Annotated in this window: 20 protein-coding genes; all 20 read left to right on the plus strand. The window is 46.5% G+C overall.

Annotation, left to right across the window (positions count from 1 at the left end):
- Positions 1–138 precede the first annotated feature (138 nt).
- Positions 139–681 (plus strand): stage V sporulation protein T, encoded by a 543-nt coding sequence (spoVT, locus tag ACN6MV_RS00270; RefSeq protein WP_042123132.1) that lies wholly within the window; start codon positions 139–141, stop codon positions 679–681.
- Positions 682–829: 148 nt separating this feature from the next.
- Positions 830–2,512: a putative polysaccharide biosynthesis protein gene (locus ACN6MV_RS00275; protein WP_419885504.1), complete on the plus strand. Its 1,683-nt coding sequence runs from the start codon at positions 830–832 to the stop codon at positions 2,510–2,512.
- 66 nt (positions 2,513–2,578) lie between these two features.
- On the plus strand, positions 2,579–4,078 hold the full coding sequence (mazG, locus tag ACN6MV_RS00280; protein ID WP_419885505.1) for a nucleoside triphosphate pyrophosphohydrolase: 1,500 nt from the start codon (positions 2,579–2,581) through the stop codon (positions 4,076–4,078).
- Between the two features lie 287 nt (positions 4,079–4,365).
- Positions 4,366–4,638 carry an HU family DNA-binding protein gene (locus ACN6MV_RS00285; RefSeq protein ID WP_036678778.1) on the plus strand — a complete coding sequence of 91 codons (273 nt, stop codon included), beginning with the start codon at positions 4,366–4,368 and terminating at the stop codon, positions 4,636–4,638.
- Complete coding sequence (locus ACN6MV_RS00290; RefSeq protein ID WP_042183857.1) at positions 4,638–4,916, plus strand: RNA-binding S4 domain-containing protein; 279 nt, start codon at positions 4,638–4,640, stop codon at positions 4,914–4,916. Before ACN6MV_RS00285 ends, ACN6MV_RS00290 begins: the two co-directional genes overlap by 1 nt.
- Before the next feature lie 155 nt (positions 4,917–5,071).
- Positions 5,072–5,356, plus strand: a complete 285-nt coding sequence (yabP, locus tag ACN6MV_RS00295; RefSeq protein ID WP_042123140.1) for a sporulation protein YabP — start codon at positions 5,072–5,074, stop codon at positions 5,354–5,356.
- Complete coding sequence (gene yabQ, locus ACN6MV_RS00300; RefSeq protein WP_076121186.1) at positions 5,353–5,916, plus strand: spore cortex biosynthesis protein YabQ; 564 nt, start codon at positions 5,353–5,355, stop codon at positions 5,914–5,916. The genes yabP and yabQ overlap by 4 nt, the downstream gene beginning before the upstream one ends.
- A 23-nt stretch (positions 5,917–5,939) precedes the next feature.
- A complete protein-coding gene (locus tag ACN6MV_RS00305; protein ID WP_042123145.1) occupies positions 5,940–6,275 on the plus strand; it encodes an FtsB family cell division protein in 336 nt (111 codons plus the stop codon).
- Between the two features lie 124 nt (positions 6,276–6,399).
- The gene (locus tag ACN6MV_RS00310; RefSeq protein WP_036678766.1) at positions 6,400–6,900 is read left to right on the plus strand and encodes a S1 domain-containing RNA-binding protein; all 501 of its coding nucleotides are present in this window, start codon (positions 6,400–6,402) and stop codon (positions 6,898–6,900) included.
- Positions 6,901–7,244: 344 nt separating this feature from the next.
- Positions 7,245–9,752, plus strand: coding sequence for a stage II sporulation protein E (spoIIE, locus tag ACN6MV_RS00315; RefSeq protein WP_042123147.1), 2,508 nt, complete (start codon positions 7,245–7,247; stop codon positions 9,750–9,752).
- A 483-nt stretch (positions 9,753–10,235) separates the two neighbouring features.
- Positions 10,236–10,979, plus strand: a complete 744-nt coding sequence (locus ACN6MV_RS00320; RefSeq protein ID WP_042123149.1) for a vWA domain-containing protein — start codon at positions 10,236–10,238, stop codon at positions 10,977–10,979.
- Positions 10,969–11,907, plus strand: coding sequence for a serine/threonine protein kinase (locus tag ACN6MV_RS00325; RefSeq protein ID WP_042131739.1), 939 nt, complete (start codon positions 10,969–10,971; stop codon positions 11,905–11,907). The genes ACN6MV_RS00320 and ACN6MV_RS00325 overlap by 11 nt, the downstream gene beginning before the upstream one ends.
- A 35-nt stretch (positions 11,908–11,942) precedes the next feature.
- Positions 11,943–13,385 (plus strand): tRNA lysidine(34) synthetase TilS, encoded by a 1,443-nt coding sequence (gene tilS / locus ACN6MV_RS00330; protein ID WP_042123151.1) that lies wholly within the window; start codon positions 11,943–11,945, stop codon positions 13,383–13,385.
- A gap of 46 nt (positions 13,386–13,431) precedes the next feature.
- Positions 13,432–13,971 (plus strand): hypoxanthine phosphoribosyltransferase, encoded by a 540-nt coding sequence (hpt, locus tag ACN6MV_RS00335; RefSeq protein ID WP_042123153.1) that lies wholly within the window; start codon positions 13,432–13,434, stop codon positions 13,969–13,971.
- Between the two features lie 109 nt (positions 13,972–14,080).
- A complete protein-coding gene (ftsH, locus tag ACN6MV_RS00340; protein WP_042123154.1) occupies positions 14,081–16,135 on the plus strand; it encodes an ATP-dependent zinc metalloprotease FtsH in 2,055 nt (684 codons plus the stop codon).
- Between the two features lie 258 nt (positions 16,136–16,393).
- Complete coding sequence (nadA, locus tag ACN6MV_RS00345; RefSeq protein WP_042183878.1) at positions 16,394–17,332, plus strand: quinolinate synthase NadA; 939 nt, start codon at positions 16,394–16,396, stop codon at positions 17,330–17,332.
- 39 nt (positions 17,333–17,371) lie between these two features.
- Positions 17,372–18,988, plus strand: a complete 1,617-nt coding sequence (gene nadB, locus ACN6MV_RS00350) for an L-aspartate oxidase (protein ID WP_042123158.1) — start codon at positions 17,372–17,374, stop codon at positions 18,986–18,988.
- Positions 18,978–19,853, plus strand: coding sequence for a carboxylating nicotinate-nucleotide diphosphorylase (gene nadC, locus ACN6MV_RS00355; protein WP_042123160.1), 876 nt, complete (start codon positions 18,978–18,980; stop codon positions 19,851–19,853). The genes nadB and nadC overlap by 11 nt, the downstream gene beginning before the upstream one ends.
- A complete protein-coding gene (locus ACN6MV_RS00360) occupies positions 19,850–20,617 on the plus strand; it encodes a type III pantothenate kinase (protein ID WP_042123162.1) in 768 nt (255 codons plus the stop codon). Before nadC ends, ACN6MV_RS00360 begins: the two co-directional genes overlap by 4 nt.
- 47 nt (positions 20,618–20,664) lie before the next feature.
- A complete protein-coding gene (gene hslO, locus ACN6MV_RS00365) occupies positions 20,665–21,549 on the plus strand; it encodes an Hsp33 family molecular chaperone HslO (protein WP_042123163.1) in 885 nt (294 codons plus the stop codon).
- Positions 21,550–21,557 lie beyond the last annotated feature (8 nt).

A 21,557-nucleotide genomic window follows, 5' to 3' on the forward strand; every position in this document is an offset into this window, starting at 1 on the left:
TACATGTCAGCTTATGTATAAGGATCTGGGAAGAGATGAATACTATGGTCAGATATTACGATAAATCACTGGGATTATCCTTTCCCATAATGGACAGTAGTAAGACCATACTTCTTAAGAAAGCGGGGCACATGTGAAATGAAAGCTACTGGAATTGTTCGGCGTATTGATGATCTCGGACGAGTGGTTATTCCCAAAGAAATTAGACGTACTCTACGGATTAGAGAAGGCGACCCATTGGAAATTTTCGTCGATCGGGACGGTGAAGTCATACTCAAGAAATATTCCCCGATTGGTGAGTTGGGTGACTTTGCAAAAGAGTACGCGGAGTCGTTATTCGAAGGTACTGGTCATATTACGATGATTGCTGATCGTGATACCTTTATTGCACTAGCTGGAGGCTCCAAGAAAGACTATTTGGAGAAACAAGTAGGAATCCTCTTGGAGAAGGTCATGGATAGTCGTAAGACGGTGCTGGAAACCAACGAAGGCAGTTATGAAATCGCTAAAGATCATCCGGATTTGGTGTCCTCATATGTAGCCTCACCGATCATTTCCGGTGGAGATCCTATTGGTTGTGTAGTGATGGTAAGCAAGGATGATTCGGCAAAAATGTCGTCAATGGAAGTGAAAATGGCCGAAACCGCCGCTGCATTCCTCGGCAAACAAATGGAGCAGTAATCGTAATATAGACCCCGCTTTCCTTTTGGTAAGATATACAAAGGGTAAACGGGGTTTTGTCGTTCATACAAAACCGTTTCTACTTGTGGGCATACATACGTTATAATATAGAAATTCATCCCATCAAAGTCGTAGAAGCAGGTATTTTATGAAATCTAACACACAAACATCACGATTGCTCCAAGGGGCATTTATTTTAAGTGCCGCAGCGATTATTTCAAAGCTTATAGGTACACTCCAAAAGATCCCGCTGCAAAATCTTGGCGGAGATGCGGTATTTGGTATATACAACACAGTTTATCCCTTGTACACGATGTTGTTAACGGTAGCGATGCTGGGTCTGCCAGCAGCCATATCCAAATTTGTCGCTGAGGCTTCTGCCGGAAGGCGGGATGATGAGGGGCGGCGAATTTTGCTGGTATCTGCCGTAATAACGAGTCTTAGCGGATTGGTTATCGGAGCAATTACCTATGCAGGTGCGCCGATTATAGCTGAGTGGGTCGGCAACTCGCATGTGATGCCCGCTTTACGAACAAGTGCTTGGGGACTGGCAGTTGTACCAATCATGTCAGCATTGCGTGGTTACTTTCAGGGACTTCATAATATGGTTCCAACGGCTGTGTCACAAATTGTAGAGCAGTCCGTACGTGTTACAGTGATGATTGTACTGCTGTTATATCTGACCTCACAGGGGGCAGGCGCTGAGAGCATCGCTGCTGGCGCATTGCTTGGCTCCGCTGGGGGAGGGGTAGCAGGGCTTGTGATTATGCTGTTGTTTTTGCGACGTCATCGGCGGCAGTTAAGACAGGACACCTCTTTAGATGCTGCCGTCTCTGTCGAGAGTCAAGATTTAAAGCTGCCCAATATGGAAAGTAAAGGGCGTTCCAATCAACGGATGAAGGGCGTTAAAGCAAGTACATTGCTGGCTTATGGAATTCCTGTGATGCTTGGCGCACTGGCAATGCCTCTTATCGGCCTTGTAGATGTATTCACTGTACCTCGCTTGCTATCCTCTGTAGGGAGCGAAGTGGAGGCGATGACACAATTTGGTGTGTACAATCGCGGTTTGCCGTTAGTGCAGATTGTAACGATGATCGCCACTTCTTTGTCCGTTGTGTTCATTCCAGCCTTGGCAGAGGCGAAGTACAAAGGGGATACGAAGCTGATCGAGAGCCGTTGCAGCTTATCGCTGCGTTGGTTCTGGCTGTTAGGTCTAGCGGCCTCAGCAGGCCTAGCAGTGCTTGCTGAGCCGATTAATATGGCTCTTTACGGGGATACCGCCGGTAGCAGCACTATGACTTGGCTGGCCTTAACCGCTGTTGGCGGTACGGTCAGCATCATCTCAGCTGTGCTCCTGCAGGGCCTCGGCTACGTGCGCGCCCCGGCCCTGCACCTTTTGGCCGCCGCGCTGCTCAAGGCGGCCCTGAACCTGCTGCTGGTCCCGCAGCAGGGCATTACCGGCGCGGCCATCGCTGGCGTGGCCGCGCATTCGTTCGCAGCAGCGCTCAACGTGCTGCTGCTCTACCGCCAGGGCCATCTGCGGCTTCGCCTAGCAGATGCCCTGGCACGGCCCGCGCTGCTCACAGCGGGCCTGGCTCTTGCCGCCGCAGCCGCCAGCTGGGGCGTGGGCGCTGCGGCTACGGCCGCTGGCATTGGCGGCGGGCGCACCGCCAGCTTGGCGCAGAGCCTGCTCGGAGTGCTCGCAGGCTGCGTTGTCTTTGCCGTAGGGGCAATAGCCCTGCGGCTCCTTAGCGAGAGCGAGCTGCGCCAGCTTCCGGGCTTCGGCCCGTCCCTGGCGGACAAGCTGAAGAAGCTGCGCTTATTCCCTTAATCTACATTTACATCACAATATAAAAATGCGGTCTGCTGAGACAGCCGTTGATGAGGAGGAACAGACATGAGTGCAACATTAACGGTCGTTGGTCTTGGTTCAGGTAACCCTGATCGACTGACGTTAGGGATTATAAAGAAATTGAAGGCAGCATCTGTTGTTTACGTGCGGACAAAAGAGCATCCAGTCATGGCTGCACTCTCCGAGCTTGAAATTGCTTCACAGTCTTTCGATGGATTGTATGAATCCTTATCTTCGTTTCCTGAGGTTTATGCAGCGATTACTTCAAAGCTGATTGAAGAGGCTCGGTCCGCACCTGAGGGTACAGATATTGTCTATGCGGTTCCGGGTCATCCTATGGTGGCGGAATCAGCGGTTTCACAGCTGCGTGAGCGGTGTCCTGAGGAAGGCATTGAACTGCAAATATTAGGCGGAGAGAGCTTCCTCGACGAGGCGTTTGTTCGACTGGGGTTTGACCCCATCGAAGGATTTCAACTATTAGATGCTTCTGGTATTCGCAGCGCTCAGCTTCAGCCTGAACTGCATACCCTGATTGGCCAGGTATACGATAGCTTTACAGCCTCGGAGACAAAGTTATGTCTGATGGGGCTGTATCCGCCTGAATATGAAGTGGTTGTGGGTCATGCACTCGGTGTGGAGAACGAAGAAAGTATTGTAAGAGTCCCTCTATACGAGCTGGATCGTCTTAACGGTTATGGAAATTTGTCGTTGGTCTATGTACCTGCGAATCGTGACGAGAATCTAAGAAATCGTACCTTTGCTCGTTTGCATGAAATTGTCGATATTCTTCGAAGCCCGGAGGGTTGTCCATGGGATCGGGAGCAGACACATGAATCCCTGCGCAAAAATTTAATCGAAGAAACCTATGAAGTCCTTGAAACCATTGATGAGGACGACCCCGATCATATGAAAGAGGAGCTGGGCGACCTTTTGCTGCAAATTATGCTTCACTCTCAAATGGAGGAGGAGCTGGGCACGTTTAACGTGTATGACGTCATTGAAGGGCTGAATGATAAGCTTATCTTCCGTCACCCTCACGTCTTTGGAGATACCAATGCGAATGATGCCGAAGAAGCGTTGAAGAACTGGGAGGGCATGAAGGCAGAAGAGAAGCGGCGTAAAGGTGTGAAGCCAGAGGAATTATCCGTTCTTAGTGGTGTTCCGCGTGACCTACCTGCCCTTATGAAGGCATACAAGCTTCAGAAAAAAGCATCCAAGGTGGGCTTTGACTGGGACAACGCTACGGATTGCATAGCCAAAATTCGTGAGGAGATCGATGAGCTGCAGGAGGCGATTGACACAGATGCGGCGACAGATGATCAAATTCTGGAACTTGGGGATTTGTTGTTTGCAGTTACGAATGTCGCTCGTTTTATCGGTGCAGATCCGGAAGAGGCATTAACCCGAACTAACCGTAAATTTGTGCGCCGGTTCCAATATATTGAGCAAAGCTTGCACCGCAAGGGAAAGAGTGTAAAGGATAGTAGTTTGGAAGAGATGGAAGAATTGTGGCAAGAAGCTAAGGCGGAGGAGCGAAAAGTCTAGCCTTTCACAGCCTCCTTACGGTATATGGACTCTAAAATGGGGCAATGCTGTGGATGTAGCTTTTATTTTCTGATTTAGAATGTGGCCAGTAGTTTAATAGTGCTATAGAATAGATTCTGCGACGATTTGTGAGAAATAACTGCTTCTTTTTTAAAAAAACGACGAATCGTGGCAGGATTTTAAGGTGACATCAAGAATAACATAAAGACGAAATGCGATTCGCCCCATCCTATGGTGGTGATTCTCGTTTCATTTATTTTTTCGTATCCTAGGAGGAACTTTAAATTATGAACAAGACAGATTTGGTAAACAACATTTCCGAGAAAAACGGATTGGCAAAAAAAGATGTAGAAGCAGTATTGAACGGGTTCTTGGGTGAGATTACAGAAGCTTTGGCAAAAGGTGATAAAGTCCAACTGATCGGTTTCGGAACTTTTGAAACTCGCAAACGTGCAGGACGCACTGGTCGCAACCCGCAAACGGGCACAACGATTGAAATTCCAGAATCGACTGTACCGGCTTTCAAAGCTGGTAACAAGCTTAAAGAAGCCGTTAACTAATGCGTCTTGACAAATTCCTGAAAGTGTCCCGTTTAATTAAGCGCCGTACAGTGGCCAAGGATGTGTCCGAACAAGGCCGGGTACTGATTAACGGGCGGGAATCTAAACCTAGTAGTGCAGTTAAGATCGGTGACGAGATTACTGTACAATTTGGGCAAAAGCTTGTAACGGTCAAAGTAGAAAAGCTGGTCGAAACGACTCGCAAGGACGAGGCCGCTGGGATGTATACTCTAGTTCGGGAAGAGCCTGTTGCTAAGAGCAGCGGACTGGACTGGTAAGAGTAATAGTAAATAAAGAAGAAGGCATAACTTTACATTCTGTAGAGTGGTGCCTTCTTTTTTCTTTTTGTTTCTCTTATTTTTTTAGAGGGACGGGATGTTCTATAACTTCTACTTCTGCCATAGATTAGAGGTAAGAAGGAGGGGTACATGCTATGATCGAGCCAGGAAAGGTAAACAAACAGCATGATCTGCACATGCGCAGTCGTAAGCAGTTAGAGTTGACGGGCGTGCAAAATGTGGAGAGCTTCGACAGTGAGGAATTTTTGCTTCGTACAGAACTCGGCCATCTCACCATTCGCGGGAATCATTTACATATTAAAAATTTAAGTCTGGAGAACGGAATGTTGTCATTAGAGGGCAATGTACATTCCCTGATTTATCTCGATCCCGGATCGCAGGGCAAAAACAAAGGTCTACTCGGTAAGCTATTTAAATGAATCCTGCAGTTCAGTGGGTGACGCTGTTCTACATGATCATGGCTGGGTTGGCAATGGGACTGGCCTATGACAGCTACCGGGTGCTGTCGCTGAAGTTCAATTTTCCCAAATGGCTGAATGCTATGCTAGATCTACTATATTGGCTATGGGCCGCTTTGCTAGTATTTCGCATGCTATATGCCGGAAATCAAGGCCAACTGCGATTTTATGTCTTTTTAGGTTTGTTTCTAGGAGTATGGATCTATTTTTTAATCTTCAGTGTTACGGTACGGCGTTTTGTGTTAATGTTAATTCAATCGGTTCAGTATATGTTCAGGTTGCTATGGAGACTTGTGGAGATCCTGATAGGTACACCTCTTCGCTGGCTTTGGCGTTTTATTTTAGGACTGCTAAAGCTAACAGGTCGTATTCTATGGTTTATTCTTAAGCTTCTGCTGCGTCTGACCAAACCAATTTGGGTATTACCTGTAAGGTGGATCTCTCCACGGTTATCGCGGCTGGCACAAAGCGCCTGGATTGTGAAGATCACTGGATGGATTACCAAATGGCGGAAACGCTGACCTTGAATTAGGGGGTACGTTGCATGAACAGATTTACTGCGGAAGAGAAAAGTAATCATAGTAAAAATTCGGCCGCAGGCGCGAAGAGAAGAAGATTTATGTGGATTGTCTTTGTGGCACTATTTTTTGGCTGGGCGGGTTATACTTACTTCGATCAGAGTGCAGTCATTGCGGACAAGGGCAAGGAACTTGCGAAGAAACAGGAAACTAGTAAGGATGTCATGGCATCTTTAACTCAATTAAAATATGAATTATCCAGACTTAATGATGACGAGTATATTGGCCAATTAGCACGTAAATGGTACAATATCTATCCTCAAGGGGAAACTCCTATTCGAACAGAGCAATCCGAGCAATAATAGAGGTTAAAAGAGGCTTTTACTCTGTTGCCTTGATTTGCTCTTTACTGTATAATCAAATCACCGCAGACAGGATGACCTTAATATTCGTCTGTATATTTTTAAGGGAGGATCATTTTATTCTATGGCAATTGAAGTGGGCACCAAGTTAGAAGGCAAAGTGACAGGCATCACGCATTTCGGAGCATTTGTGGATCTGTCAGGAGGTGTCACAGGTCTCGTTCACATCTCGGAAATCGCCGATAATTATGTCAAGGATGTTAACGATCATCTGAAGATTAGTGATGTAGTAACAGTCAAGGTGATCAACGTCGATAAGGACGGCAAGATCGGACTTTCCATTAAGCAGGCTGTTGACAAGCCGGCATCGGAAGTACGTCCGCCTAGAGCTCCAAGACCAGAACGTCCTAGCGGCGGAGACCGTTTCGGCGGTGGCGGCGGCAGTGGTGGAGGCGGCGGTGGATTCAATCGTGAACGGGGTGGGCGTCCATTTAAGCCTGCAGCCGGTAAACCTTCATTCGAGGATAAAATGTCGCGATTCCTGAAAGACAGCGAAGAACGTATATCTTCGATCAAGAAGAACACAGAAGGAAAGCGCGGAGGCCGTGGAGCCAAACGCGTATAATCCAATAACCTGTACATCATAAATAACCGCAGGGGCATTTCGCCCTTGCGGTTTTTTTGTCATGTCATATAAAATTGCCGACAGCATCCATGCCATTCTCACATAACTCTAGGGCAATCGCTGACGAATGACCGCCGCGTCAGCGCGTGAAACTGCGTTGGAAATAATCTTGAAACTAATCAACCTACCGCCCCGCATGGGATAGAACAGCTTTTTTAAAGATCGCGGTCGAAGGCTTTTTTGTCGGAAATTTCTTGTGTGTGTCCCTCCATTTCTGACAAACTTTCTCAAATCCCCGGCTATATAATGAGTACCATAAATTCTTAAACGGGTGGTGTAGGGGAATGAGTAAAAGCAACGTGGTAAATTTGCCAGAGTGGACAAGAGTGGGAAGTGAAGATAAGAAGCAAAGACAAGCCTTACGCACGCGTATTGCAGCTTGGGGTCAGAAGCAGCGGTACATTCAGCTTATAGCAGCGAAGAAATGGATGCTTTTGCTTAGTTTCATGGGATTTCTGCTGGGTAGAGCCATGATTTTGGACGAACTATCTCCTTTTGCCGCCGCATACTTTGCCGTCATTGTGTTTATGCGTCGCGACTCTATTCTACCTGTAGCTGCAGCCATTATAGCTGGAAGTCTCTTTACCCCATTCCCTGGAGCTTTGATTATTACTGCTGAACTGATTATTTTCTTTCTAGTTTATAAAGGGCTGGAAAGTTATGAGCGAATAGACTTGTCCTATGCACCACTGATGGTGTTCGTGTCTTCGTTTATGGTTGGCTTGTTCCAGATCGTTATTGGCCCTTCTCTTTCTTGGTATCCGCTTATGATGACAACACTAGATGCTCTACTAGGCTTTGTGCTTACATTGGTGTTCATTCAAGCGCTACCTCTACTAACCTATAAGCAAAAGAGTAGAGCGCTCAGGAATGAGGAGATTCTATGCCTTATTATCTTGCTCGCCTCAGTAATGACAGGCCTAGTGGGTTGGACCCTTAACGGTTTGTCTTTGGAGCATATATTGTCACGTTATTTAATTCTTCTCTTCGCCATGGCAGGAGGGGCTCCTCTTGGTGCTGCTGTCGGGGTGGTGACCGGGTTGATTCTCAGTCTGGCGGATATCAGTGCAATCTATCAGATGAGCCTGCTTGCTTTTTCCGGAATGCTGGCGGGAATGATGCAGGGCGGCCGAAAAGGTGCAGTATCTATTGGGATGTTGCTAGGATCCACGATCCTTTCCGTCTATTTTACGGGTCCGGGTGATATGATGGCCTCAACATGGGAGACCTGTGTAGCGGTGGTGCTATTTCTTATAACGCCTAAGGCGATGATATCTGCTATTGCTAAATATGTTCCGGGCACATCAGACCATAGCCGATCTCAACATGAGTATGCACGAAGGGTAAGGGATCTAACGGCAGAACGGGTGACGCAATTCTCACAGGTATTCCAGCAGCTGTCGAGCAGCTTTGGGCAGATTCCACGCGCAGGAGAAGTAGGGAAATCAGACCGTGAGATGGAGGATTTCATGAATACGGTAACAGAGGGGGCCTGTGCGGGATGCATTCGGCGTTCCCACTGCTGGGATGCGAAATTCTATCAGACATATAGATACATGACAGATATGATGACCACTGTCGAGGAATGCCCTGATATTACGGCAGCTCAGTTACCACCGGAATGGAGCCGGATTTGCGGTAAAACTGGCGAAGTGCTTGAAGTCATGAAAGGGCAATATGATCTTTACCAACATGATATGCGATGGAAAAGACAAATATACGATAGTCGTCAATTTGTTGCCGAGCAGTTATCCGGCGTGTCGCAGGTTATGGAGGACTTGGCGCGAGAAATTAAACGTGAAGGACAGGCCATGTATCGCCAGGAAGCTCAAATCCGTGAGACGTTGGAGAAATTGGGCTTGTCTATCCATGGCATTGAGATCTTAAGTCTGGACCCTGGGCGTGTAGAAATTGAGGTGGTTCATGCCTATACTCGTGGATTTGATGAGTGCCGTAAAATGATCGCCCCGCTCTTATCTGACATTTTGGATGAGAATATTGCTGTCATGAGTGAGACGGCAGTCCATCCTAGGGAAGGCTTGTCGATGGTTACCTTCGGTTCAGCTAAAGCTTTTGAGGTAAACACAGGGGTGGCTGTCGTTTCTAAAAGTGGAGATATGCTGTCGGGTGACAGCTTTAGCACCGTAGAGCTTGGAAATGGTACCTTTGCGGTATCCATTAGCGATGGGATGGGAAATGGTGAGCGGGCGAGAATGGAGAGCAGTGCTGCACTTGGCATGTTAGAGAAGCTACTGCAATCGGGTATGGACGAGAAGCTGGCTGTAAAGTCGGTAAACTCTATTCTCTTATTACGTTCTCCCGACGAGTTCTATGCTACCGTCGATATGGCTTTAATCGATCAGTACTCTGCACAGACCACCTTTATGAAGATTGCTTCCGCACCGAGCTTTATCCGGAGGGGCAGTGAGGTCATTCCAATAACCTCTAGTAATCTGCCTATAGGAATCATTAAAGATATCGACGTGGATTTGATCAGCATGCAGCTTCGGGCGGGTGATATTTTGATTATGATGACGGATGGTATTTATGATGCGCCTGGATATGCCGTTAATAAGGAGATATGGATGAAACGGTTGATCCAAGAGCTTGAAGGGGATGATCCTCAAGATTTGGCGGATAGCCTGTTAGATAAGGTGATTCGTTATCAGGGCAATGAGATCCATGATGACATGACGATTGTCGTCAGTCGTGTTGATCATTTTCATCCGGAATGGTCCAGCCTGCATATGCCTGGTGTCGGCCGAATGGAGCGTCCGCGTACGGTGAGCTAGATGGTTGGGCACGCGCGAAGTGTCGTAATGCCTGTATGTTTAAGCACGCGCGAAGCGTCGTGTTGCTTGTATGTTTTAGTACGCGCGAAGCGTCGTGTACACTGTTATTGGTATAGGTCGAGGCGAGTCTGTGATGTGTAACTCGCCGACGTCTACTATTTACGTTTCAAAGGTTGACTGACTTTGGCGCATAATTTTTTCAGATCTTAACTGTTTACTAGTGAAGGTATGGAACGGAGAGAAATTTTGGAGCTGTAGAAGCGGAGCGTTCGCCTTTGTCCTCGGATTCCAACCGCAACAGGGGGTTCTAATCAGGGAATCTGAGGACAACAGCGATCGAAAGCCCAAACATTTCTCGCAGTTCCCCTATTCACTATCCCACAGTTCAGATCACAAATGTCCCCAACAATAGCGACCGTTTGAAATCTCTCATTTCTGGATATGCTAGAAACAGAGGTTTCAAACAAGGGGGAGTGGAGAGTTATGAAGCAGATTTTGCTCATTACTGACGGTTGTTCAAACGTAGGGGAAAGTCCGGTGATGGCAGCGGCGCATGCCTTGCAGGAGGGAATCACCGTAAATGTGGTCGGTGTAGTTGATTATGGTACGATCGGCGAACTCGGAAGCCGGGAAATAGCCGACATTGCCAAGGCCGGGGGAGGCCTTAGCCGAATAGTCGGAACGCCACAACTGGCGCAGACAATTCAGATGATGACACGGAAAACTGTGGTTCAGACGATCCAGCAGGCGGTTAATAAGGAAGTAAAAAAGATACTAGGTGAAGGGTCGCTGGAGCAGCTACCACCTGTTCAACGCTCGCAGGTTGTTACAGTTGTAGATGAACTAACAGAAACATCGCCACTGCGCATTGCGCTCCTTATCGATGCCAGTGCTAGTATGAAGCCTAAACTGGGTGCTGTGGAAGATGCGATTCGGGATTTGGCGCTCAGTCTGGAAGCTAGAGAAGGAAAGAGTGAGATCGCTGTGTTTCATTTTCCTGGAAATAACAGCAGCGAGGATGCCAGACTTGATTTAGATTGGACCAAGGATATGTCAGGTATTCGTACGCTATTCTCCAAATTACACATGAGAGGCGCAACACCGACGGGTCCAGCTATTTTCAAGGTGCTTGAACATTATCGTTATGATACACTGGATGAACATCGTGGACGGCGAATGGATGACCACGACGAAAGAGAAGGGATGATTGGTGGGTATGTCGTCTAATCCGTCCTATCCTACTGGCACCTTAATTACCGGCAAATGGCGGGGAAACCGTTATGTCGTGGAACGGATGCTGGGAAGGGGCGCGAACGGAACCGTATATCTTGTGCAAAGAGAAGGCAGACGGGAATGGTACGCGCTAAAAATCGGATACGATACACTTGAGCTGCAATCGGAGATCAATGTACTGACGTCGCTGCAATCGCGTCGAAAGCGCAATGAACACCGTGCTCGCCGTGAATCTCCATTATCTTCTTATTTCTTGGAATCGGATGATTTTGCGAATGGAAACAACGTACCTTTTTATGTCATGCGGTATGTTGAAGGCAAGCCTTTGCATCATTTTTTATCGAAGAATGGACCGGAATGGTTAGGTTTGGTAGGGCTTGGGTTGCTCGATAAGCTGCGCACATTACATGAATGCGGTTTTGTGTTTGGAGATTTGAAGCCGGAGAATGTAATGGTGTCCAATTACGGTGAAGTGGAGCTGATCGATTTTGGAGGCGCAAGCCCTAAAGGTCGTAGTGTGAAGCAATTTACGGAGTGGCATGACCGTGGCTTTTGGAATGCAGGTAGCCGCACGAGTGATGAGGGGTATGATTTATTCGCTTTTGCTGTGCTGTGCCTCCGTCTTTTAAATGAAGAGGGGCTCAAGAAAGCCGCGCTACAGTTGCCGCAGACAAGAAGTGTAGATGAACTGTTTAAGTTGGCCAGAAATCTACCCGACAAGAAACTATCCTCTTGGATTTGTTTGGCGTTAAAAGGAGGTTTCTCCGGTTCTGCAGATGCTACAGAGGTCTGGCGCAACCATATTTACAATTCGCGTAGAAAGCGACCTGATAGTATGGACACACCTCGCTGGCTTAAAAATGCTTTTGCATTATCCTTGTTCGTGCTTGCCTTTACGATTTATTGGGTATTTCGGTTTTGAACTTATACATATAGTTGAGAAAAGGGGGGCCGCATATGGAGCAAATGAATGGACTGATGGAGTCAGTATTGGAGTCAGCAGCCGAGCATGAGCTGTGGGCACCCCATGACACCATTGTAGTCGCAGTTTCCGGCGGCCCGGATTCTGTGGCTCTTTTGCATGTTTTGCATGAAATATCTTTAAACGTTATGCCACTTACCTTAATATGTGCTCATGTGAATCACGGATTTAGACCGGAGTCGAAGGAAGAGGCAGAGCTCGTACGTGGTATGGCTGAAGAACTGGGATTGCCCTTTGAGTTTGCGGAATTCGATATTCCCTCCTTGGCTAAAGAGAGTGGACTTGGTCCTGAGGGAACTGCACGTGAGAAGCGGTATGAATTTCTGATTGATACGGCACACCGATATGGGGCGCGTTCTGTTGCTCTGGCTCATCATGCGGATGATCAGGCAGAAACTGTCATTATGCGTTTATTACGCGGAAGTGGATTATCGGGACTGTCGGGTATCAAGTGGAAAAGAACAGAAAAAAAGGTGGAACTCATTCGCCCATTCCTACGTATTAACAAAACAGCACTTTTGGGTTTATGCCAAAATGAAGGTTTCACTTATGCTGAGGATGCCACCAATCTGCTAACGAAATACAAGCGGAATGCCATTCGTTTGGAAGTTCTTCCTTTTCTGGAAAAGTATAATGGAAGAGTGCGGCAGTCCCTCGTACAGCTTGCGGAAATTGCAGGGGCTGAGGATGAATATATGGAGGCATCTGCGGTAAAATGCTTTGAGGAGCTCGTTTCGGAAGGGGAAGGGAAATATACCTTTAACAGAGCTTCATTTGCGGCCATACCCTCCGCTTTACAACGGCGTTTGATTAAACTAATATTAAATTATCTGTCGGCGGATCTATCTGCCCTTGATTTCTCCAAGATTGAATCTGTACGTCGGGGAACGCTGCAGAGCTATCCCACCACCTGGAGTTTAGATTTAGGTGGAGGCCTGACTTGTGTGCGGCAATATGATATCATCTTGTTCTCGTCCAAGCCCGCGCAGCAACAGGCAAGCTATACATATCGTCTGTTTTTACCGGACTCCGAGCTTAAACTGGAGGAAATAGGTAAGGTGATGTCAATGGCGGTGCTGGAGAGAGAAAACTTTTTTGTACAGGGGGAGGATTATGGGAAGATGTCGGCTTGGTTTGACCGTGATGAACTGGTCTTTCCACTAACGATACGTTCCCGATTGCCTGGAGATACCATAAGAGTCATGGGATTAAACGGAAGCAAAAAGGTAAAAGATATTTATATTGATGATAAAATACCTGCTGCTAAACGTTCTATGATCCCCCTCGTTTGTGATGGTTTGGGCAATATCGTCTGGATTCCGGGCGTAAGACGCTCGATGCATGCCGCAGTAGGGCGGCACACGACCTCGGTACTTCTGTTGTCTCTAGCAGAGCTGGATGACCCTGAAGAAACGTAATGGTCGAAGTAAGTCTTTCATAGTATAACTTAGGAGGTTTCGCAAGTTGCAAAATGATATTCAAGAAGTCTTGATCACCGAAGAGGAACTTCAGCAGAAAATTAAGGAGCTCGGTCGAACACTGAGCGAAGAATACGCAGGCCGTACCCCTTTAGTCATTTGTGTACTAAAAGGCGCGTTTATATTTATGGCAGATTTGGTTAAAGCCATTACAGTACCTGTTGAGATGGATTTCATGGCAGTGTCCAGCTATGGAGCATCCACCAAGTCCTCTGGTGTTGTCAAAATTATTAAGGATTTGGATGTATCGGTAGAAGGCCGCGATATCTTGATCGTTGAAGATATTATTGACAGTGGCCTTACGCTCAGCTATTTGATTGAGCTGCTCCGCAACCGCAATGCTGCTTCTATCTCGGTGGTTACCTTATTTGATAAGCCATCAGGTCGTACGGTTAATCTTGAAGCCAGCTATACAGGCTTCGTGTTGCCAGACGAATTTGTAGTAGGCTACGGATTGGATTATGCCGAGCGGTATCGGAACCTCCCATATGTTGGAGTACTGAAGCCTGAGATTTATTCCAATTAAACTATTGATTGCCTTGATCATACGGATCAGGCACCCTTGGCTTCCTATATTTGAGGTGTCCCAAGAGGCTATGGTACAATAACTTGAGTGTTGCGAGAGGAGGTAGGGGATGAATCGGTTCATCCGGAATTCTGGTTTTTATTTGATTTTATTTTTAGTCGTGGTGGGTATTGTCCAGTTTGTGAGCAATGGAAATGAAGCCGCCGATTTCCCTAGATACGACGAGTTACGGCAGGAGATCAAGAACAACAATGTGAAGGATTTGACGGTTCAGTTTGAGGGTAATGCCTTTTTAGTTACAGGCGAATATAGAGAGCTGCCTGCCGATACTAAATCGAAAAGCTTCTCCACATATATTCCTCCAACAGATGCTGCTATTAATGAACTGATTCAGGCCAGTGATGTAAATGGCATTGAATTAACTCAGAAGAAAATGGAAGGTACCAGCATTTGGCTGACATTCCTTTCTTCCATTATCCCGCTGGTCATTATGTTCATCTTGTTCTTCTTCCTGTTTAACCAGGCGCAAGGTGGCGGCGGTAAAGTTATGAATTTCGGCAAGAGCAAGGCTCGGTTATATAATGAAGAGAAGAAGAAAATCAGCTTTGAGGATGTTGCAGGGGCTGATGAAGAGAAGCAAGAGCTTGTCGAAGTTGTTGAGTTCTTGAAAGATCCGCGTAAATTTGCAGCTGTCGGTGCACGTATCCCTAAAGGCGTACTGCTTGTAGGTCCTCCGGGAACAGGTAAAACATTGCTTGCACGTGCAGTAGCAGGTGAAGCCGGCGTTCCTTTCTTCAGTATTTCCGGTTCTGATTTTGTGGAAATGTTCGTGGGTGTCGGTGCTTCTCGGGTACGTGATTTGTTCGAGAACGCCAAGAAAAACGCACCATGTATTATCTTCATTGATGAAATTGATGCTGTGGGTCGTCAACGTGGCGCCGGACTCGGCGGCGGACATGACGAACGCGAACAGACACTTAACCAATTGCTGGTTGAGATGGATGGATTCGGTGGTAACGAAGGCATTATTATTGTTGCGGCAACTAACCGCGCTGATATACTTGATCCTGCATTACTTCGTCCAGGACGTTTTGACCGTCAAATTACGGTTGACCGCCCTGACGTAAAAGGTCGTGAAGCTGTACTTAAGGTTCACGCTCGTAACAAGCCGCTTACGAAAGATGTAAGACTGGATGTTGTCGCTAAACGTACAACTGGATTCACGGGTGCTGATCTAGAGAATCTGCTAAATGAGGCAGCGCTGCTAGCTGCACGTCGTAACCGCAAGGATATCTCCATGATTGAAGTGGATGAAGCCATTGACCGTGTTATCGTAGGTACTGAGAAACGTAGTCGTGTTATCAGCGACCGTGAGAAACGCATTGTAGCTTACCATGAAGCAGGCCATACTATCGCTGGTTATTTCCTTGAGCATGCTGATATGGTGCATAAAGTTACAATTATCCCACGCGGACGTGCAGGCGGATATGTAATTATGCTTCCGAAGGAAGATCGGATGATCGTTACCAAGCAGGAGCTTTTGGATAAGGTTACTGGATTACTTGGTGGACGTGTTGCCGAAGAATTGTTTATTGGTGAGATCGGTACGGGCGCATACAGTGACTTCCAACAGGCTACGCGTATCGTGCGTGCCATGATCATGGAATACGGTATGAGCGATAAGCTTGGACCTATGCAGTTCGGCTCTTCTCAAGGCCAAGTATTCTTAGGTCGTGATATTGGGCATGAACAGAATTATAGTGATTCCATTGCTTATGAGATTGATCAAGAAATGCAGAACTTTATTACTTCGAGCTACGAACGTTGTAAAGAGCTGTTGCTCAAACACTCTAAAGAAATGCATCTGATTGCCAACACGTTACTTGAGAAGGAAACACTTGAGCTTGATCAGATTAAAGAGCTGATTGAACAAGGATTCCTTTCTGAAGATGGTAAGGCTGAAGGTGGCGAAGGCGTTGCACTTGAAGTTGGTGAACCAGTCATTGATAATATCGGTGATGTGCGTGTTCGCATTCAAGGCAAGTCTGAAGATACGGAGTCCACGCCTCCGAACCTATCTAAGGAAATCCCGAACAAACCTGAGTCTGAGGGAAATGACGGATCTGATGATGACAATAAAGGCGGCGGAACTAGCCTTACCTAAGCAGGCTTACTATTCATAAGATGTAAAATTATCCGGAGAGCGTAATTGTTCTCCGGATTTTTTATTTTAATTTTTAGGTAATTTCATGCTTGGAAGCCTGTCTAGTCACATTGACAGGGGCTGGAACGTTGTGTACATTAGTGATTAATATTACTTACTATTATCATCAGCTTATTCATTTTTTCAGATGATGGCTCATGCCATTTGATAACATCGCGCCGGCGTAAAGCCGCGAAGATTTAAGGGGGAGAACAATCGGTGGAAGCTCTGGCACTTGAGCGCAAGCAGGAACAGAATCGTGAACTTCGTATACGTCTTGAACAGCTTAAAAAGGAAAGAAACGCAATCATTTTAGCTCATTATTATCAACGTGATGAAATTCAGGAAGTTGCCGATTTCCGGGGGGACTCTTTTTTACTCGCTCAGAAGGCTGCGGAGACAGATGCAGAGGTTATCGTATTCTGCGGTGTTCATTTCATGGGGGAAAGCGCTAAAATATTAGCACCAAACAAAACCGTCCTTATTCCTGATGAACGTGCAGGCTGCCCAATGGCTGATATGGTCAATGTAGATGGTTTGCGTAAGCTTAAAGCGCAACATCCAAATGCTAAAGTGGTGACTTATATCAACTCGTCTGCAGAGATTAAAGCGGAAACTGATATCTGTTGTACCTCTGCCAATGCCGTGAAAGTAATCGAATCCCTCGATGCTGAAGAAATTATCTGGGTACCCGATAAGAATCTTGGTCAATACGTACAGGATCAGACCGGCAAAAAACTGATTATTTGGGAAGGCTATTGCAACACTCACGATATGTTGACTGTTAAAGATGTAGTAGAAATGAGAGCAAAATACCCAGAAGCAGAATTTGTAGTTCATCCAGAATGTCGTCCGGAAGTAGTGGCCATGGGTGATTATGTAGGTAGTACTACATCCATTCTCGAGTATTGCCGGAAATCCGACCGTAAGCAATTTATCGTTGGAACTGAGGATGGTACAGGATATCAGCTTCGTAAAGATAGTCCGGATAAAGAATTCCATTTTGCTACAAAATTTCTTGTTTGTCCCAATATGAAAGTTAACAATCTAAAAAAACTGGTGAAATGCCTGGAGACAATGAAGCCACAAATCTATGTACCGCCTGCTGTCGCCGACAAAGCCAGAACTTCCCTAGAGCGCATGCTACAAGTCCGGTAGTATGCGCTACTCTTTCGTTGAAACAGGTGAAACGCGGTCATGATTCCACAATATTTGGTTGATTTTGATCTTCGGGATATTCCTAAAGTAAAGACAGATTGTATTGTTATCGGTTCAGGGATTGCCGGATTGTTCACGGCTATTAAAGCTAGTGAAGATCGGCGTGTCATTATGATCACAAAGAAATCAGTAATGGAGAGTAATACTCGCTATGCACAAGGGGGGATCGCAGCTGTAATAGCTGAGGACGATTCTCCTGCTTACCACCGGCAGGATACCTTAATGGCTGGAGCAGGTCTTTGCTCCTCCACAGCTGTCGATGCACTTGTTAATGAAGGACCAGATCGAGTTCATGAGCTAATTCGTTTAGGCACTCTTTTTGATAAGGAAGATGGGGTACTGGCTTTGACGCAGGAAGGAGCGCATAGCCACCGTCGTATTTTGCATGCTAATGGAGATGCTACAGGTTATGAGATTGTTCGTGCTTTGGCTGAACAGGTAGCAGAACATAAGAATATTGAGGTGTGGGATGATCATTACGTCATTGATCTCATCACTGAAGGCGGAGAATGTGTAGGCGCATTGTTGCAGCGTCCCGGGGGCGGACGGTTATTCCTGCAAGGGGATGCGACTATTTTGTGCTCTGGTGGAGCAGGACAATTATTTAGATACACTACCAACCCTGAAGTAGCTACAGGCGATGGGGTAGCCATTGCCTATCGAGCCGGCGCTCATATAAGAGATATGGAATTTATTCAATTTCATCCTACAGCATTGAGTTATCCTGGAGCTCCTAGATTCCTAATCTCCGAAGCAGTTCGTGGGGAAGGCGCAGTATTGCGCAATATTAATGGAGAGCGGTTCATGGAGCGTTATCATGAGTTGCTTGAGCTAGCCCCACGAGATATTGTAGCTCGGGCAATTGTAAGTGAAATGGAGCTTACAAAGTCAACGTTTGTCTATTTGGATATTACGCATGAATCTCCAGAAATGGTGAAGCATCGGTTCCCTACAATACATGAGACATGTATGGGCTATGGATTGGATATTACAAGTGATTGGATTCCAGTGGCTCCAGCTGCGCATTATATGATGGGGGGCATTAAGACCGATCTGAATGGGGAGAGTACGATTCCCCGCTTGTTTGCTTGCGGAGAGGTTTCTTCCACAGGCGTACATGGGGCTAATCGATTAGCAAGCAATTCATTATCAGAAGCAGTTGTTTTTGGGCATCGTATTATTGAGCGGATTCGCAAATTATCCCCGCTTGGACGTGATGTTGTATCAGTTAGCAGCAACGATGGGCGTGTTGATTCGCCAACTCAAGCTATTGTGGAACGCCGTTTGAAGCTGCAAAAGGTAATGGTTCGATATGCTGGATTACGACGTAATGAAGAGACCTTGTCTAAGGGAATAGAAGAATTGAAACGGCAGCTACCCATCTTTGGATCCGTATTGACTAAACGCGAGGAATACGAGTTCGCTAATATGCTGACCTGCTGTTTGCTCGTGACAGAGTCTGCTCTAGCACGGGAAGAGAGTCGGGGGGCACATTACCGTGAGGATTATCCGCAGCGAAGTGATGTTCAGTGGCGCAAGCACCTGCTTCAAATTCGCGATCTGGGAATAGTGGAGGAATTAAGCGATGATGTTTAATGGTTACAATGAAGAACTAGTACAATCCATCAAGGCTTGGCTGCGGGAAGATGTTGGTTCCGGGGATGTAACAACACAGATGACGATACCTGTTGGCCATCAATCTAAAGGGATTATTCATGCTAAAGAAGATGGCGTAATTTGTGGTATCCCAATTGCAGAGTTGGTTTTTGAAATTGTTGATCCTACGCTTAGCTTTACAGCCCTTGTAGAAGAAGGTCAAGCAGTGACCAAAGGGACTGTAATTATTGAGGTGGAAGGCAGCACACACGCAATTCTTACAGGTGAACGGCTTGCGCTCAATTTGATGCAGCGTCTTTCGGGTGTTGCCTCACGTACGGCATCTTTCGTACAGGTGCTTGATGGATTATCGACTCGTCTAGTAGATACACGGAAGACTACACCAGGCCATCGTATGCTTGAGAAATATGCAGTTCGTGTTGGTGGAGGCTTTAATCATCGCTTTGGCTTATATGATGCGGTTATGATCAAGGACAATCATATCAAAGGTGCGGGGGGTATTCGGCAAGCTGTAGGTCGTGCTCGAAAGAACATCCCGCATACGATGAGCATTGAAGTAGAGACTGAGAACTTAGAGCAAGTCGAAGAGGCGCTGGCAGCAGGTGCTGATATTATTATGCTGGATAATATGTCTAACGAGATGATGAAGCAAGCGGTGGCTAGGATTAAAGCTAAAGCGCCACATGTCAAGACAGAGGCCTCCGGCAATGTATCGTTAGAAACGGTTCGTGGGATTGCAGAAACAGGCGTGGATGTGATCTCTGTAGGGCGCCTTACGTACTCCTTCTCCAGTCTGGATATTAGTCTAGACCTTAATGCCAAGAAGGAAGGGCCTTCATCATGATGCTTGCTGTTGATATCGGTAATACCAATATTGTTCTCGGCGTATACAGAAAGCGTGAATTGTTGCATCATTTCCGTCTAAGTACTGCGCGCCAATCGACCGTGGATGAATATGGAGTGCTGATACACAATCTTTTTCAGATGTCAGGAATTTCTGTCAAAGAGGTGGAAGGTGTAATTATATCCTCGGTAGTTCCACCCCTGGTTAAGACTATCGTGGATATGTGTATAAAGTATATAGGCAAAGATCCGTTACTCGTGGGACCAGGGATAAAAACGGGCCTTAATCTTCGCTATGAGAATCCACGTGAGATTGGCGCAGACCGGATTGTTAATGCTGTGGCTGCGATTGAACAATATAAATGTCCGCTTGTTGTTGTTGATTTTGGTACGGCTACGACCTTTGATTGTATCGATGCGGGAGCTAATTATCTCGGAGGAGCGATTGTTCCGGGGCTTGGCATTTCTACAGAGGCCTTATATCAGCGAGCATCCAAACTGCCACGAATTGAGTTAGAGAAGCCTAAAAAAGTTATCGGACGTAATACAGTGCATGCTATGCAGGCTGGTATTATTTTTGGGTACGCGGGTCAGGTTGAGGGAATCGTTAAGCGTATCAAAATCGAGATGAATGCTCCGGGGCTAAAGGTTATTTCTACCGGAGGTCTCGCTTCGCTAATTGCAGGTGAGACGGATTGTATCGACGAAGTAAACCCCATGTTAACACTAGAAGGATTACGAATTATTTATGATCGTAACCAATAAAGATAAAGAAGCCTAAAGGGCGAAGAGATAGGAGGGCTAAGCACCCAATGGAAAAAAAGAAGGATCGACTTATCCGTGGAACGGCTATGAATGGTAAAGTGAGAGCGTTTGCTGTCCGCACAACAGAATTGGTCGAGGAATTGCGGCGTAGACATGATACGTATCCGACGGCAACAGCCGCGTTAGGACGTACGGTTACCGCTGCAGCCATGATGGGCGCTATGCTCAAAGGTAGAGAGAAGCTATGCATCATGGTCAAAGGGGATGGACCGATTGGACAAATTGTTGCGGAGTCCAATGCGTTGGGAGAAGTGTGCGGATATGTACACCATCCTCACGTTCACTTACCTAGCAATAGCATGGGCAAATTAGATGTAGCTGGAGCTGTAGGGACGGAAGGGTTCATTGATATTATTAAGGATTTGGGTTTAAAGGAACCTTATCGAGGTAGTATTCCAATCATCTCTGGAGAGCTTGCAGAAGATTTCACTTATTATTTCGCTGTATCTGAGCAAACCCCAGCTGCCGTTGGCTTGGGTGTACTAGTAGATACTGATGAGTCAGTAATTGTAGCCGGAGGATTTATCGTGCAGCTTCTTCCAGGACTGACGGATGCGGAGATTACGGAGATCGAAAAAGCTCTAGGGGCTATGCCTTCCGTGACAACACTCCTTGATCAGGGCTTAGAGCCAGAAGAAATGCTGCGTTTTCTTTTGCCGGATGCCGTGGTTATGGATGAACTGGATATTAACTTTGCTTGTCAATGTTCGCGTGAGCGGGTAGAGCAGACATTGATTAGCCTTGGGCAAGCTGAACTGGAGAGAATAATTGCAGAAGATGAACAGGCTGAAGTTGTATGTCATTTTTGCAACGAGGCTTATGTTTTTAATAAGGACGAATTACAGGTCATTTTAGAACAAGCGAACTCGTAGGTCATGGG

The sequence above is a fragment of the Paenibacillus sp. B-A-8 genome (assembly GCF_048572915.1).
GTDB lineage: Bacteria > Bacillota > Bacilli > Paenibacillales > Paenibacillaceae > Paenibacillus_AQ.

Excerpts from the sequence above, each read along its gene's own strand:
- yabP (WP_042123140.1), top strand. The coding sequence starts at position 5,072 with ATGATCGAGCCAGGAAAGGTAAACAAACAGCATGATCTGCACATGCGC.
- ACN6MV_RS00320 (WP_042123149.1), top strand. The coding sequence starts at position 10,236 with ATGAAGCAGATTTTGCTCATTACTGACGGTTGTTCAAACGTAGGGGAA.
- ACN6MV_RS00305 (WP_042123145.1), top strand. The coding sequence starts at position 5,940 with ATGAACAGATTTACTGCGGAAGAGAAAAGTAATCATAGTAAAAATTCG.
- spoVT (WP_042123132.1), top strand. The coding sequence starts at position 139 with ATGAAAGCTACTGGAATTGTTCGGCGTATTGATGATCTCGGACGAGTG.
- ACN6MV_RS00310 (WP_036678766.1), top strand. The coding sequence starts at position 6,400 with ATGGCAATTGAAGTGGGCACCAAGTTAGAAGGCAAAGTGACAGGCATC.
- ACN6MV_RS00290 (WP_042183857.1), top strand. The coding sequence starts at position 4,638 with ATGCGTCTTGACAAATTCCTGAAAGTGTCCCGTTTAATTAAGCGCCGT.
- ACN6MV_RS00275 (WP_419885504.1), top strand. The coding sequence starts at position 830 with ATGAAATCTAACACACAAACATCACGATTGCTCCAAGGGGCATTTATT.
- nadC (WP_042123160.1), top strand. The coding sequence starts at position 18,978 with ATGATGTTTAATGGTTACAATGAAGAACTAGTACAATCCATCAAGGCT.
- tilS (WP_042123151.1), top strand. The coding sequence starts at position 11,943 with ATGGAGCAAATGAATGGACTGATGGAGTCAGTATTGGAGTCAGCAGCC.
- nadB (WP_042123158.1), top strand. The coding sequence starts at position 17,372 with ATGATTCCACAATATTTGGTTGATTTTGATCTTCGGGATATTCCTAAA.
- spoIIE (WP_042123147.1), top strand. The coding sequence starts at position 7,245 with ATGAGTAAAAGCAACGTGGTAAATTTGCCAGAGTGGACAAGAGTGGGA.
- ACN6MV_RS00325 (WP_042131739.1), top strand. The coding sequence starts at position 10,969 with ATGTCGTCTAATCCGTCCTATCCTACTGGCACCTTAATTACCGGCAAA.
- ftsH (WP_042123154.1), top strand. The coding sequence starts at position 14,081 with ATGAATCGGTTCATCCGGAATTCTGGTTTTTATTTGATTTTATTTTTA.
- ACN6MV_RS00285 (WP_036678778.1), top strand. The coding sequence starts at position 4,366 with ATGAACAAGACAGATTTGGTAAACAACATTTCCGAGAAAAACGGATTG.
- ACN6MV_RS00360 (WP_042123162.1), top strand. The coding sequence starts at position 19,850 with ATGATGCTTGCTGTTGATATCGGTAATACCAATATTGTTCTCGGCGTA.
- mazG (WP_419885505.1), top strand. The coding sequence starts at position 2,579 with ATGAGTGCAACATTAACGGTCGTTGGTCTTGGTTCAGGTAACCCTGAT.
- yabQ (WP_076121186.1), top strand. The coding sequence starts at position 5,353 with ATGAATCCTGCAGTTCAGTGGGTGACGCTGTTCTACATGATCATGGCT.
- hslO (WP_042123163.1), top strand. The coding sequence starts at position 20,665 with ATGGAAAAAAAGAAGGATCGACTTATCCGTGGAACGGCTATGAATGGT.